At 32.5% G+C, this 13,387-nt stretch carries 13 protein-coding genes; all 13 read left to right on the forward strand.

What is annotated here, in order from left to right; translation table 11 throughout:
* Window positions 1-104 precede the first annotated feature (104 nt).
* A complete protein-coding gene (dxs, locus tag AC4CVH_RS01580; RefSeq protein ID WP_490785961.1) occupies window positions 105-1,985 on the forward strand; it encodes a 1-deoxy-D-xylulose-5-phosphate synthase in 1,881 nt (626 codons plus the stop codon).
* Window positions 1,975-2,799: a TlyA family RNA methyltransferase gene (locus AC4CVH_RS01585; RefSeq protein WP_490785962.1), complete on the forward strand. Its 825-nt coding sequence runs from the start codon at window positions 1,975-1,977 to the stop codon at window positions 2,797-2,799. The genes dxs and AC4CVH_RS01585 overlap by 11 nt, the downstream gene beginning before the upstream one ends.
* On the forward strand, window positions 2,796-3,677 hold the full coding sequence (locus tag AC4CVH_RS01590) for an NAD(+)/NADH kinase (RefSeq protein WP_490785963.1): 882 nt from the start codon (window positions 2,796-2,798) through the stop codon (window positions 3,675-3,677). Before AC4CVH_RS01585 ends, AC4CVH_RS01590 begins: the two co-directional genes overlap by 4 nt.
* Window positions 3,646-4,098, forward strand: a complete 453-nt coding sequence (locus AC4CVH_RS01595; protein ID WP_490785964.1) for an arginine repressor — start codon at window positions 3,646-3,648, stop codon at window positions 4,096-4,098. Before AC4CVH_RS01590 ends, AC4CVH_RS01595 begins: the two co-directional genes overlap by 32 nt.
* A gap of 11 nt (window positions 4,099-4,109) precedes the next feature.
* Window positions 4,110-5,810: a DNA repair protein RecN gene (gene recN, locus AC4CVH_RS01600; RefSeq protein ID WP_490785965.1), complete on the forward strand. Its 1,701-nt coding sequence runs from the start codon at window positions 4,110-4,112 to the stop codon at window positions 5,808-5,810.
* 179 nt (window positions 5,811-5,989) lie between these two features.
* The gene (gene spoIVB / locus AC4CVH_RS01605) at window positions 5,990-7,210 is read left to right on the forward strand and encodes a SpoIVB peptidase (RefSeq protein WP_490785966.1); all 1,221 of its coding nucleotides are present in this window, start codon (window positions 5,990-5,992) and stop codon (window positions 7,208-7,210) included.
* 200 nt (window positions 7,211-7,410) lie between these two features.
* Window positions 7,411-8,232, forward strand: a complete 822-nt coding sequence (gene spo0A / locus AC4CVH_RS01610; RefSeq protein ID WP_490785967.1) for a sporulation transcription factor Spo0A — start codon at window positions 7,411-7,413, stop codon at window positions 8,230-8,232.
* 318 nt (window positions 8,233-8,550) lie between these two features.
* On the forward strand, window positions 8,551-9,207 hold the full coding sequence (locus AC4CVH_RS01615; RefSeq protein WP_490785968.1) for a permease prefix domain 1-containing protein: 657 nt from the start codon (window positions 8,551-8,553) through the stop codon (window positions 9,205-9,207).
* 3 nt (window positions 9,208-9,210) lie between these two features.
* On the forward strand, window positions 9,211-10,170 hold the full coding sequence (locus AC4CVH_RS01620; RefSeq protein WP_490785969.1) for a DUF4097 domain-containing protein: 960 nt from the start codon (window positions 9,211-9,213) through the stop codon (window positions 10,168-10,170).
* A 32-nt stretch (window positions 10,171-10,202) separates the two neighbouring features.
* Window positions 10,203-10,817, forward strand: a complete 615-nt coding sequence (locus tag AC4CVH_RS01625; RefSeq protein ID WP_490785970.1) for a methyltransferase family protein — start codon at window positions 10,203-10,205, stop codon at window positions 10,815-10,817.
* Between the two features lie 248 nt (window positions 10,818-11,065).
* Window positions 11,066-12,436: an amino acid permease gene (locus AC4CVH_RS01630; RefSeq protein ID WP_490785971.1), complete on the forward strand. Its 1,371-nt coding sequence runs from the start codon at window positions 11,066-11,068 to the stop codon at window positions 12,434-12,436.
* A gap of 195 nt (window positions 12,437-12,631) precedes the next feature.
* Window positions 12,632-12,805 carry a hypothetical protein gene (locus AC4CVH_RS01635; protein WP_490785972.1) on the forward strand — a complete coding sequence of 58 codons (174 nt, stop codon included), beginning with the start codon at window positions 12,632-12,634 and terminating at the stop codon, window positions 12,803-12,805.
* 21 nt (window positions 12,806-12,826) lie between these two features.
* Window positions 12,827-13,348 (forward strand): NUDIX hydrolase, encoded by a 522-nt coding sequence (locus AC4CVH_RS01640; protein ID WP_490785973.1) that lies wholly within the window; start codon window positions 12,827-12,829, stop codon window positions 13,346-13,348.
* Window positions 13,349-13,387: the final 39 nt, after the last annotated feature.

Below are 13,387 nucleotides of genomic sequence, written 5' to 3' on the forward strand. Positions count from 1 at the left end.
TTAACTGTAATAAACCCTTCCTGAAGATTTTACAAAACTTCAGGTTTTTATTATATAAGAAACAAACTCGATGCTAAATTGATTTTATAAGGATAGATGAGTATATGTATACTTTACTTGATGATTATAAAGGTATAAATGATATTAAAAAAATGACACTTAAAGATAAAATGGAACTGGCCTGTGAGATAAGAAAATTTCTAATAGACAAGGTTTCAAAGACAGGAGGGCATCTGGCATCAAATTTGGGAGTCGTGGAACTTACGATTTGCTTGTTCGATGTTTTCGATTTTGATAGGGACGAAATAGTTTGGGATGTGGGACATCAGTCTTATGTGTACAAGATATTGACAGGAAGAAAAGATGGCTTTGATGTTTTGAGACAGTTCGGGGGAATGAGTGGTTTTCCAAAATCAAGTGAGAGCAAGTATGATTTTTTTCAGACGGGACACAGCAGCACGTCTATATCGGCAGCTCTCGGAATGGCAAGGGCAAGAGATATTAAGGGGAAAAATCATAGTGTAGTCGCGGTAATAGGTGATGGTGCACTCACAGGAGGAATGGCTCTTGAGGCTTTAAATGATGTTGGGTATAGAAAAACCAGGCTCATTATAATATTGAATGACAATCAGATGTCCATAGCCAAAAATGTGGGAGGTGTTTCAAGGTATTTAAACAGGCTGAGAATTGATCCAAAATACAACAAGTTCAAGCAGGATGTGGAGAATATTCTGAAGAAGATTCCAAATATAGGCAAGGGCATGGCTAAGTACTTGGAAAAATTAAAAAACGGCATAAAACAGATGGTAGTGCCTGGGATGTTTTTCGAAGATATGGGAATAAAATATCTTGGACCTGTAGATGGCCATGATATGAAGGAGCTTCAAAGAGTTATCGGACTTGCAAAACATATGGAGGGTCCTGTTGTAATACACGTGATTACAAGAAAAGGAAAGGGATATAAATTCGCCGAAAAAAATCCTGGAAAGTTTCATGGCATTGGACCGTTTAACTGCACAAGTGGAGAAATTTCTGCGGTGTCTACGGACACTTATTCGAAAGTTCTAGGACGTGAGCTTGTGAAACTTGCAGAAAAAAACAAAGATATAGTAGCTATAACAGCTGCAATGAGAGATGGTACCGGATTGAAGGATTTTTCGAACATATATCCCAAGAGGTTTTTTGATGTTGGAATAGCCGAACAACATGGCACAACTTTGGCGGCGGGAATGGCAAAATCAGGTTTGAAACCAGTATTTGCAGTTTATTCAACCTTTCTTCAGAGGGCTTACGATCAGATAATACATGATGTATGCATACAAAAGCTTCATGTTGTGTTTGCCGTTGACAGGGCTGGCATTGTGGGTGCAGATGGTGAAACACATCAGGGACTGTTTGACTTGTCATATCTTACACAAATGCCAAACATGACTGTAATGTGCCCAAAATGTATGGAGGAAATGTCTCCAATGCTTGAATTTGCATTTGGGTTTGAAGGCCCTGTGGCCATAAGATATCCGAGAGGTGGGGATATTATGGCATTAAAGCCAGTTGAAAAGTTAAAACTTGGAAAATGGGAAAAAATTATAGAGGGTAGAAGTATAGCCATAATTGCTTCAGGGAAAATGGTACAGTATGCACTGCTTGCGGGCAAGAAGCTTATGGAAAATGGAATAGATGCTTGTATAATAAATGCCTGTTTTGCAAAGCCAATAGACAGAAGTCTTATAGATGAACTTGTAGACAGAAATTTAGATATAGTTACGGTGGAAGACAATGTAGTAAGAGGAGGCTTTGGTTCTTATGTACTCGAGTATGTAAATACAAAGGACAGGGGAACCAGGGTGTTGAATTTAGGGTTCAAAGATGAATTTGTACCTCAGGGAAAATCGGAAATGATTTATGAATTGTATGGACTTGATGATGAAGGAATAAAAAATAAAATATTAAAATTCGCAAATAAAGGAGTTAAATATGTCGGATAGTAAGGAAAGACTTGACGTACTTCTGGTTGACAGGGGGATGTTTGAGTCAAGACACAAAGCACAGGCAAGTATAATGGCTGGAGAAATATTTGTAGATGGAGAAAGAGTTGACAAATCCGGAGAAAAAATAAAAGCAACTTCAAAAATTGAATTCAAGGGAAAAAAGCTTCCCTATGTTAGCCGTGGAGGTTTAAAACTGGAGAAGGCTGTCAATAATTTTAATATAAGTTTGAAAGATAAGGTATGCATGGATGTAGGTGCTTCAACAGGAGGATTTACAGATTGTATGCTTCAAAACGGGGCTTCAAAGGTTTACGCAGTTGATGTTGGATATGGTCAGTTTGCATGGAAATTGAGAATAGATGAAAGAGTAGTCTGTATGGAAAGGACAAATATAAGATATGTCAAGTTTGAAGATATAGGTGAACACTTGAATTTTTCGAGTATAGATGTATCTTTCATATCACTTACGAAGGTAATTCCTGCAGTATTGGATCTATTGGACGAAAAAGGAGAGGTAGTGGCACTTATAAAGCCGCAGTTTGAGGCTGGAAGAGAGAAAGTTGGCAAAAAAGGTGTAGTAAGGGACAGAAAAACACATATAGAAGTAATAGAAAAAATTGTAGATTTTATACATAAATCCGGACTTAAGATAATATCTCTCGGATATTCTCCAATAAAAGGACCGGAGGGAAACATAGAATATTTAATATACTTTACAAAAAACTCGGAGGCCTGTGAGATGTTTAAAAGTGAAGACATTTTAGATAAGGTCGATTTGGCGCATGAGAAGCTGAATGGAGAAAAACTATGAAAAGAATCGGAATTAACGTAAATATGACTAAAGATCCAGAAGGGAAAATGCTTCATTCAATTATAAGTACTATAAAGAATATAAATGACAGTGTAAATATAAGTGTTTACAAAGACTGTGCCGGACTTGATACAGAAGAAAGCAAGAAGCTTGATGTAATAATAGTTCTTGGAGGAGATGGGACTATACTTAATACTTCCTGTAACCTTTTAGATTCAACTACCCCTATACTTGGTGTAAATATAGGACATCTCGGATTTCTGGCACAGATTGAGATAAATAGTGTGAGGCCGGCTCTTGAAAGGTTTTTCAAGGGAGATTATACAATTGAAGATAAAACCATGATACATTGCAGTTTCAATGATGGGACAGGTAAGAAATCATATGATGGATTGAATGATATCATATTATATAAAGGTATAAGGAACAGAATTGAAAAATATGATATATTTATAGATGATGAATTTTATAATGCTTTTAGTGGAGATGGAATAATCATTTCAACTTCCACAGGATCTACAGCTTACAATTTATCGGCAGGAGGTCCTATAATTCATTCGAATCTTGATGCTTTTTGTATAACGCCGATGTATTCACAGTTTTTAACTGCAAGGACAATTGTACTTAAAAGCAGCAGTCGTATAACAATAAAGATGAAAAAAAACAATGAAAGTGCCTATTTGTCAATTGATGGACAGGAATGGATTGAAATAAACGGGCCTATAACTATAAATATAAGCAAGTCTGTTTATAAGAGGAAACTTATAAAGTTCAAGGAAAGTTCGTTTTTCAAAACACTTAGAGATAAAATTACATCGGGTACTAAGGAATGTGAAGGTGAAGTGTATGAAAGTTACAAGACACGCAAAAATACTTGAAATTATAAATTCAATAGATGTTGAAACTCAGGAAGAACTTGCCGAAGAGCTGAAAAAAAATGGAATGAACGTTACACAGGCAACGGTGTCAAGAGATATAAAAGAACTCAAGCTTATAAAAGTTCTGTCTGAAGATGGAAAATATAAGTATGCTACTATAAACCATACTGAAAAATTTCTACCAACAAAGCTGGCAGCTATATTTTCCCAGACAGTTACAAGCGTTGAGAATGTGGATAACTTTGTTGTAATAAAAACAATTTCAGGGTCTGGTTCCGCTGCTGCTGAAGCAATAGATTCTTTGAGTTTTATGGGAATCGCAGGAACTATAGCAGGAGATAATACCATATTTGTTCTGGCAAGGGACAAGGAAAAAGCTGGAGAGATAACTAAAAAAATGAAGAAAATGATTTCTCGTTAGGAGGATTGTTTATGCTTCTTCAATTAAATATAAAGAATTTTGCACTTATAGAAAACATGACTATTTCATTTGGACGTGGTTTCAATGTGCTTTCAGGTGAAACTGGAGCTGGAAAATCTATATTGATTGATGCTATAAACTATATAATTGGCAACAAGTTTAATAAAGAACTTATAAGAACAGGAAAAAACAAGACATTTGTGGAGGCGGTTTTTACACTTGAAAATTCAAAAACTTCCATGGAACTAAAATCAATGGGAATAAATTATGAAGAAGGAATTTTAATAATAAGCAGAGAGACTTTTCAATCGGGAAGAAGCATTGCCAAGGTAAATGGCAAGTCGGTTTTGCTTTCAGACCTTAAAAAAGTGACTTCTACTATACTTGATATTCATGGTCAGCATCAAAATCAAAATCTTCTTCTTCCTGAAAATCATATAGATTATCTTGATGATTATGGAGAAAATTCTATTTTGGATTTATTAAAAAAATATTGTTCCGAATACATGAAGTTTGATTCGATTCGTTTAAAAATACAGGAACTTTCGGATGATCATGGTGATATAAAGAAAGTGTCTGCTTTTTTAAAATATCAGCTTGATGAAATAAATTCATCAAATTTAAGTGAAGAAGAGGAAAGTGAACTGAATAAAAAGTTCAAAATTCTTTCACACTCCGAAAAAATAAGCAACATATTGAATAAGGCTTATCAGGGTATTGACAGCAGCTTTGACGACAAGAAGTCAATACAGGATGAACTTGGCTATATAACCCGGAGTATTGAATCCATAGAAGATGTTTCTCAAAATATAAAAGATATAAATAGATTGCTGAAAGATGCATATTATAATATTGGTGAAGCTGCAGAAGAAATAAGAGCTCTTATAGGAAATGTAAATTATGATACAAAGGAGCTTGAGCGCATAAACAATAGAATATATGAGATAAGTGGATACAAGAAAAAATATGGAAATACTATAAAAGAGATACTTGAATACAGGGATAAAATAAAAAAACGATATGAGAATATAATAAACAGGGAATACATTATAGAAAAATTAAAAAAAGACAAACTTAAAATTGAAAGTAATTTGAAGAAAATATCAAATGAAATACATAAAGCAAGAACTGATGTTGCAGAAGAACTTGAGATGAGAGTGAAAAAAGAACTTAATTTTATAGGAATGGAAAGAAGTACCTTTAAAATAAAAGTTGAGCTCAAAGATAGGTTCACGAAAAAAGGTATGGATTTTGTGCAGTTTTATATGTCTACAAATCCAGGAGAACCTTTAAGACCTCTTGAGAAGATAGTTTCGGGAGGAGAACTTTCACGAATAATGCTTGCTTTAAAAACGGTATTTGTCGACAAGGATAAAATACCTTCTGTTATTTTTGACGAGATAGATACTGGAATAAGTGGAAGAGTTGCACAGTGCGTTGCAGAAAAAATGTATGCTATATCAAAAAAACGTCAGGTTCTTTGTGTGACGCATCTTCCACAGATAGCTTCAATGTCGGATAATCATTATCTTGTAGAGAAAGAAGTTCAGGAGGGAAAAACATATACTAAAATAAGAAAGTTGAGCCATGAAGAAAAAGAATGTGAAATATCAAAAATGGTTGGCAGTTCAAAAGTTACAGAAATAACTATGGCACATGCCAGAGAACTTATAAAAATGGCAGATTCCAAGAAAAATAGCATTAATAATTAAATTTTAGGATTGGGTTGAAATACATAGGACATATTTTAAACCAATCCTAAAATTTTTTGAAAAAATTATATTAAACATCAATTCATTTACTAAAAATGAAAGTATATAATAGCATAATAAAATATTTAAAAGGGCAACTTAAACATAGAAAAAGCAATGCAGACAGGAGGCAGTAAAACATGAAAAATAGGTTCAAAAACGTACTTTTTTATATGTTGATTCCTATTCTGTGTATTATGCTATTTACTTGTTACGAGTTGAAAAATATACCTACTGTAATATTTTTAAGAGAAAACCAAAATATAGATCAGAGTATAGGAAAAAGCATATTTTTAAAGGTAAAAAATGTTACAAATAAAAGTTTAACTAAAAATGCAAATATAGATTTGCTTGGTGTTCTGCCGCTAGGTTCTGTACCTATTAAGCCTGTTAAGAGTGATATGATGGTATATCCTGGAGGAAAACCTATAGGAGTAAAATTAAATACAAAAGGAGTGCTTGTAGTCGCACTTTCTGATGTAACTACATCAAATGGAAAAGTAGCAAGTCCTGCATCAGAAGCAGGAATAGAAATCGGTGATGATATACTAAAAATAAATAATGTCAGCGTAAACGGATCTGAACAAACTAGAGATGAAATAAATAAAAGTGACGGTAAAAATGTAAATATTGTTATCAATCATAAAGGCAAAAAGCTTCGAAAAAGTATAAAACCTGTGAAAAGCTCAGAAGATAATAATTATAAGATAGGATTGTGGGTGAGAGATTCTACAGCAGGAATAGGAACACTTACCTTCTATGACAAAAACAGCAACACTTTTGCTGCCTTGGGGCATCCTATAACAGATATTGACACCGGAACCATGCTTAATATTAATTCAGGAGAAATAATTTCATCTTCGATAATATCGGTAAAAAAAGGGGCAAAGGGAGATCCTGGAGAACTAAAGGGTATATTTGTAGATGAAGATTCAATACTTGGAAATATATACAAAAATACTGAATGTGGTGTTTTCGGAAAAGGAAATGAAAAGTTGGAAAAAGGAGATTTTCCTCCAATGAAAATAGGACTGAAAAATGAAATAAAAGAAGGTCCTGCAAAAATATTGACTACTATAGATAAAGATGGTGTGAAGGAATATGACATAGAAATTCAAAAACTTCTTCAACAAGATGCTCCCGGACCAAAAAGTATGGTGATAAAAGTCACAGATAAAAGACTTCTTGAAAAAACTGGAGGAATAGTTCAGGGAATGAGTGGAAGTCCTATAGTCCAAAATGGAAAAATAGTAGGAGCTGTTACCCATGTTCTCGTAAATAAACCTGACATTGGATATGGAATATATATAGAATGGATGTTAAACGACGCTAATTTGTTTAACAGCAGTCAACATAAATAAAGATAATTTTAGAGTGTGTTTAACAAAAAATTAACAAATCTATATAGATATTACAGAATGAGAAGTTTAGGCATACTGTAATATCTATATTAGTATAAATATAGTAAAAAAATTTTTTTATAGAAGGAATTGAAACTTCTTTGTCGAATTAAATTATTGTTAAGTTATGGTAACTTTTTAGTAAAAGGGGAGTAAAATTTATGGAAGAGTCAAAAATAAGTGTTGTTATTGCAGATGACAATAAAGAATTTTGTAGTATTTTAAATGATTATTTAATGAGTCAGCATGATATAATGGTTACGGGTATTGCAGGCGATGGCCTTGAAGCTCTGGACCTTATAAAAGAAAAGAAACCGGATTTGGTTGTGCTTGATATAATTATGCCTCATCTTGATGGACTTGGAGTTCTTGAGAGGTTAAACAATATTGAAATTAATCCAATGCCGCGAATAATTGTTCTGTCAGCAGTTGGACAAGACAAAATAACCCAAAGGGCAATAACTCTTGGAGCTGATTATTATGTTGTAAAACCTTTTGATATGGATGTTTTTACGAAGAGAATAAGACAAATGTTCAATAATGTCATAACAGATGGAAGCGAAACCAAGAAAACAATTTCATTTTTTGAAAACAACACAGGTGGAAATAGGCATTTTGCCAATAATCCAAATAACCTGGAACAGGAGATTACAGATATAATACATGAGATAGGAGTTCCTGCACATATAAAAGGCTATATATATTTAAGAGAGGCTATAACAATGGTAGTGAATAATATGGAACTTCTTTCGGCGGTTACCAAGGAACTATATCCTTCGATTGCAAAAAAATACAACACTACGGCAAGCAGGGTGGAGAGGGCTATAAGACATGCAATAGAGGTTGCTTGGTCTAGAGGTCAGGTTGAAACAATAAATAAAATATTCGGCTATACAATACACAATGATAAAGGCAAGCCTACAAATTCCGAATTTATTGCCATGGTTGCAGACAAGCTTAGATTAAAAAATAAAGTAAGCTAGGACAAGTAATATTAAATTAATATAATTTTTAAATTAAAAAGCACTTTTGTATTTATTAAAATATGGAGGTGTTTTTTCATTTGGGCATATATGTATATATATTGAAAAAAAATATACATTGACAGGCGATGTATATTCCAATATAATATAACTAAATTATTAAAGTAAGTTATTTTACAATTTAATATGTTGTAGGGAGTGAGGATAAGTTTATAAAAAAGACGGATAATAAATATGAGCTCAAGGAAGTGCATTTTAAGCTGACTTGGGAAAAATACTAAGATAGAATAGACAAGCTTATTAATGGAGGTAATTAAAATGCATGAAAGATTGAAAAATAGTGTTGAAAAACTATTTGAAAATTCACCTAAAACTTACAGAGCAACAGAGCTTAAAGAAGAACTTTTAGCTAATCTTATAGATAAATATGACGATTTGGTTTCTTCAGGAAAAGATGAAGAGGAAGCTTTTAAAATAGCTATTTCAAGTATAGGTGATGTAGACGAACTTTTGGAGGCATTGAAAGATAAGAATATGTTTGATTACAATCAAATGAAAAAATATCGTAAGAAAAATGCACTTGCATTATCAATATCCATAGGACTGTATATTATGAGCACGGTAGTTTTGATGCTGCTTATCGAAGTTTTTATGGTAAACGAAGTTATTGCTGTAAGTATTATGATTACAATAGATGCTGCGGCAACTTGTCTTATTGTGTATAATCATGCTTCAAAACCTAAATATGTAAAAGAAGATGACACTATTGTGGAAGAATTTAAACAGTGGAAATCTTCAAATGACAACCAGGTGGAAATTGTTAAATCCATTAGATCAATAGTATGGTTAATTGTAGTTGTAGTATACTTTATATTCAGTTCTATTTTCGATGCATGGTCATATTCCTGGATTATTTTTATATTAGGTACTGCTGTAGAAAGAATCATAGTATTGAGATTTAAATTAAAGGAGTAAGATATGAATAAAAATATAAATTTAATAAAAGCGTTAATTGCAATTTGGTCATTAATTGCTTTGGCAGGCATATGTCTTTTAGTATATGGTTTTTACCATGAAGATAGCTTTAGTTTTTTAAAATTTAGGAACAAAATGATGAATGCTAGGTATGTTGTGCAGAAATCCCAAAGTGTATCTGTAGATGACTGCAGGAAGCTGAGCTTGGAATTTTCTACAGGAGACATAATTGTTAACACAACAGATAAAACAAGTTTAAAAGTTGTACAAAGTGCATCAAGAAAGTTAAAGGACGAAGAAAAGTTTGAAATAGAAAAACAAGGAAATAATATTGAAATTAGAAGGAAAGATGAAAACAAGTTTTTTCATAATAAATTTATAAATGTACTTCGTGGATTCAATTCAAATGAGAAAATAGAATTGTATGTACCTAAAGCATATGCTGAAAATTTGGATATAAAAACAACTTCTGGAGATATAGAGTTTAATTCTGATATGAAATTAAATGCTATAAGTTGTACGCAAAGTTCTGGAGATATTAAGATGGATGGAAGGATTGTGGCGGATAGTATTGGCATAAAAACAACTTCTGGAGATATAGATATAGAGAGCTTGAATTCTAAATATTATAATATACAAGTTGCGTCGGGGGATATTTTCATAAAATCTGTTTCAGGTTCAGGAAATATTAAAGCCATATCAGGGGATATAAAAATCAATTACAAGTCTATTGGCGAGTATGTTAAAGCAAATGCTACTTCTGGAGATGTAAAGATGAAGGTTGACAAAAATTTGAATTTTAAATTTAAAGGAAGATGTACTTCAGGAGATATAAATGGAGATTTCCCATTAACTTATGAAAATGATAGAAAAAGTAAGGCATCTGGACAAGTAGGAAAAGCGCCATATAAGACGATAGATGTAAGTACAATGTCAGGGGATATAGATATTTTACGCAATTGATATAGAAAATAAAGTTTCAAGAGGTGGAAAATTTGAATATTACTGACTTAACAAAATTTACAAATATATTCGAATACAATATATATATATTTGCAATTGGATTTATGTTCTTATGTGAGTTTATAATATGTATATTTGCATCAAGTGGAAATAAAAAAAATAGAAGAAAATCTGACAAGGGTTCAATTTGGTTGATAATTTTAGGATATTGCTCAAGTATATATATAAGCTATTATTTGACAGGTTTAAAAGTAAGTGAATTTATAAGAAAACTTATTTTCCCACATGTATTTTATTATATAGGTATTTTTTTAATAATAACAGGTACTATAATCAGGGCTTATTCTGTGTGGACATTAAAAAGAGCATTTACATTATCTGTTCAAACAACGTCCGACCAGCATTTAATACAGAAAGGGTTTTATAGATATGTAAGGAACCCTTCTTATACAGGAAGTATATTAAGTCTTTTGGGAATAGCATTTTCATTGAGAAATATACTGGCACCCATAATTGCTTTGATTATCTGTATATTATGCTACGGAATTAGAATAAAAGTTGAAGAAAAGGTATTAAGGGAACAGTTTAAAGGGGAATTTGAAGAGTACTGTAAAAACACGTATAGTTTATTTCCGTTTATTTGGTAATATGTAGAAAATTAACCATCTTGATAAAATTTATTGAAAAATTTTAGAAAATATTATATTATTATAATTGTGGATAAAATATTTGGATATCAAATTTATAATTACAGGGGAAGGTCTGTAAATTCTAAATGATTTATGTTAAACCATTTAATATTTAAAAAGTATCTTTATAATCATAAGGATATTTTTTTTGGGCAATTTTAAAAATAATAAATCTTATATAATTAATTTGAAGGGGGATTTTTTAATTGGAAGAAAAAGATTTGACGAGAGGACTTAAAGCACGTCATATTGAATTGATTGCTTTAGGCGGCACAATTGGTGTAGGTCTGTTTATGGGATCTGCAAGCACGATTAAATGGGCAGGCCCATCGGTACTGCTTGCATATGCAGTGGCAGGTATTGCCATGTACATAGTTATGAGAATAATGGGGGAGATGTTATATATTGAACCTATAACAGGATCATTTGCAAATTATGCTAATAAATACATATGTCCCTGGGCCGGGTATATGACAGCATGGTGTTACTGGTTTATGTGGCTTGCTGTAGGAATGTCGGAGGTAACTGCAATAGGTATTTACATGAATTATTGGTTCCCGGCACTTCCAGCATGGATTCCGGCTCTTGTTGGTGTAGGTATTCTGGCTGCGGCAAATACAGCTTCAGTTAAATTTTATGGTGAGTTTGAGTTCTGGTTTTCTTTAATTAAGATCGTTACAATTATAATTATGCTTATAATTGGATTTGGACTGATATTTTTTGGAATGGGAAACCATGGCAGGGCCATTGGACTTTCAAATCTTACAGCAAATGGAGGATTTTTTGCAGGAGGATGGAGAGGATGGCTGTTTGCACTGTGTATGGTAACGGCTTCCTATCAGGGTGTGGAACTTATAGGGATTACAGCTGGAGAGGCTCAGGACCCTCAAAATACCCTTAGAAAAGCTACTAAAAATATAATCTGGCGTATATTGATTTTTTATATAGGTGCCATATTTGTAATAGTTACAATATATCCGTGGAATAAAATAAGTGTTCTTGGCAGTCCTTTTGTTTTGACATTTGCCAAAATTGGAATTTCAAGTGCTGCAGGAATCATAAATTTTGTAGTACTTACTGCAGCCATGTCTGGTTGCAATAGTGGCATGTACAGTTGTGGACGTATGCTTTACACCCTTTCAAAGAACGGACAAGCACCTAAATTTCTTGGAAAATTAAATAAACAAGGTGTTCCTGCAAATGCAATCAGAACAACGCTTGCGTGTATTCTTATTGCAGTTATTTTGAATTACATTTGTCCGAATTCAAAATTGTTTGTTTATATTTATAGTGCAAGTGTGCTTCCAGGCATGGTTCCATGGATTGTACTTTGTATAAGTCAGATAAAATTTAGAAAGGCACATGCATCTGAAATGGATTCCCATCCATTTAAATCTAAGTTGTATCCTTATGCAAATTATGTTGTGGTAGCGTATCTCTGTCTTGTGCTCGTTGGGATGAGTTTTAATCCAGATACACAAATGTCGCTTTTGGTAGGGGCTGTATTCTGTATTATAATTACGGTATGTTATTTTGCATTTGGCATAAATAAAAAAGGTTATTGTGAAAACAAGTGATTAATATTGTTCATAATTTTAAAAACACCACCGAGGTTTATACCTTGTGGTGTTTTTATGGTATTTATAAAGAAGGATTTTATGGCAATTTGTAGAATAAAATATATAAGAAAATGATAAAAATAAATTTATATGATGTAATTTATAATAATAAATTGTCTTTAGCAGCATATTATTTAACAAGGAGGGTCTTACATGAATATAGAATTGGAATTGGAAGAAATAAAGAATATAAGTAATCTGATTAAAAGTAGAATTAATGAACTTAGAGATAAAATGTCAAATGATCCTGAAAGAGAAGAGGAATTGAAGCATATAATAAGGTACTATAAACATATTGAAGAGAAGATAAATCATCAGATAAATTGAGTTTAGTGGAGGATATGCAAAATGAATTTTACAGAAAAAACTATAGATAAAAAGCTTATATACAAAGGAAAAATAATTGAAGTAAACATGCATAGGGTTGTTCTCCCAAATGGAAAAGAAGGCAAAAGAGAAATAGTAAACCATTCAGGTGGTGTAGCTATTGTTGCATATAAAGACTTCGATACTCTTATATTTGTTGAACAATTCAGAAAGCCATTTGAGAAAATGTTGCTTGAACTTCCAGCAGGAAAGATTGAAAAAAATGAAGAACCAGAGCTGTGCGGCAGGAGAGAACTTGAAGAGGAAACTGGGTACAGGGCGGGAAGTTTTAAATATCTCGGAAAAATAGTTACAAGCCCGGGATTCTGTGATGAAGTCATATATATATACGAGGCAAGAGATCTTTTAAAAGGCAGAGATGATATAAAAGATGATGATGAATTCATAAATCTAAGAGAGATAAAAGTTAAAGAAGCAAGAGAAATGATAAGGTCTGGAAAAATAGTAGATGCAAAAACTGTAAGTGCATTTATGTTTATATGATATAGGAATATAACTCGGAAATCCTTCATAGATATAGAA

The organism is Clostridium pabulibutyricum, assembly GCF_058242705.1.